At 44.5% G+C, this 1418-nt stretch carries 1 pseudogene; it reads right to left on the bottom strand.

From position 1 onward, the window contains the following. Window positions 1-1418: pseudogene (locus HMPREF2626_RS10145) on the bottom strand (hypothetical protein); the annotation flags it as partial.

The following is a 1418-nucleotide window of genomic DNA, read 5'->3' as shown; positions in this document are numbered from 1 at the left end:
GTTTTGGATCTTCCGGTTTTGGATCTTCTGGTTTAGGATCTTCGGGTTTGGGATCTTCTGGTTTAGGTTGGCAACATGGGATTTCAAGAATTTCTTTTGTATTATCTGTAAATACAATCGTTAAACGACCGTCTTTACTATAGATTTTCTTAATTCCTCTGCCATCTTTACCGTCTCTGATAAAGTGACGGCTCGATTCCTTGCCTTGTGGATCTCTAACAATGACCCATAAACCACTGTCACCGTCTGCATTCTTACCGGGAACTGTTTCAAGACTTGGCGAGCGACCATCTTGGCCATCCTCGCCGTCACGAACAAATTCACGTGAGACTTCATTACCATCTCCATCGAAGATAATAATCCATTGACCACTGTCGCCATGTTCATTCTTACCGGGTTCCACTGTAGCAGAAGGCGTCTTACCATCTTGGCCATCACGGATGAATTCACGAACGGTTTCATTGCCATGACCGTCTTCGATAATCAACCATCTCCCCACATTGCCTTGGCTATCTTTGCCTTTTTCAATACGGATTTGTGGTGTTAGACCATCTTTGCCATCCTTACCATCTCGACCGTGGTAGATCGTATGCGCTTCGGTAGAGCCATCTGGATGCGTTATCTTAATACTTAGGCCAATTTCCTTACCATCTGAATCAAGAATCTTTTCAGTACTTAGAAGAGCTGATTTACCATCTTGGCCATCTTTGCCGTCTTGGCCATCGCGACCATCACGGACAAATTGACGGTCTAATTCTTGACCCGTGTCACGGTCACGGATAATCAACCACATACCTGACTGTCCGTTGAAGCTTCCAGGTTCGGTTGATGCGGTTATAGACTTGCCGTCCTTGCCATCACGGATAATATGCGTATGGCTTGTTCCATTGGCATGGTGGATGGTAATTTCTAGACCTTCTGTAGTTTCTCGTGATGAGATATCGGCTGATTTGCCATCTTGACCATCTGCAATAAATTCGCGGTCAATTTCTTGTAGCGTTTCTCTATCACGGATAATCAACCAAGCACCTGATTGTCCTTTATGGTCGCCACGTTCCGTTGTCGCAATAATGGATTTCCCATCGCGACCGTCTTTGCCATCCTTACCATCTTTCCCATGTTTAATCAGACGAGTTTCTTCTAAACCATCTGGATGGATAATGGTAATCTTATAACCGATTTCTTGGCCATTCGGATCCACTAATGCTTCTGTCTTAATATCAGCAGACTTGCCATCCTTGCCATCTTTACCGTTGGCAACAAAGTCTCGATCGAGTTCTTTACCTGTTTCACTATCTTGAACAATGATCCAAACGCCATCTTGACCTTGGAAATGACCTGGTTCTGTAGAAACAGTCACTGACTTCCCATCTTTACCGTTTTGACCTGGATCACCTTTTTCGCCGTCTTTGACGAAG

Source organism: Aerococcus sp. HMSC062A02 (assembly GCF_001809535.1).
In the GTDB taxonomy this organism is placed as follows: domain Bacteria; phylum Bacillota; class Bacilli; order Lactobacillales; family Aerococcaceae; genus Aerococcus.
Note: the sequence above shows the minus strand (reverse complement) of the source record. Positions and strands in the feature narration are given on the sequence as shown.